The organism is Gilvimarinus gilvus (assembly GCF_030518155.1).
Classification (GTDB): Bacteria; Pseudomonadota; Gammaproteobacteria; order Pseudomonadales; family Cellvibrionaceae; genus Gilvimarinus; species Gilvimarinus gilvus.
Map to the genome: position 1 here is coordinate 1 of NZ_JAULRU010000288.1, position 307 is coordinate 307.

General features: G+C 62.2%; 1 pseudogene. It reads left to right on the top strand.

Going from position 1 to position 307, the window contains the following annotated elements:
• Positions 1-307 (top strand): annotated as a pseudogene (locus tag QWI17_RS04845) (molecular chaperone HtpG); the annotation flags it as partial.

Sequence of the window (307 nt, forward strand, 5' to 3'; positions counted from 1 at the left end):
GAAGTACTCCGACCATATCGCCTTGCCTATCCAGTTGCCGAAAGAGCAGGCGGCTGCCGAAGGTGAAGAGCAGCCGGCCGAAGAGTGGGAAACCGTCAACCGTGCCAGCGCCCTGTGGACCCGTTCGCGCAGCGACGTGAAGGACGAGGAATACCAGGAGTTCTACAAGCACATCGGCCACGACTTCGAGAACCCGCTGGCCTGGAGCCACAACAAGGTCGAAGGCAAGCTTGAATACAACTCGCTGCTGTATGTGCCGGCCCGCGCGCCGTTCGACCTGTACCAGCGCGAAGCGCCACGCGGCCTG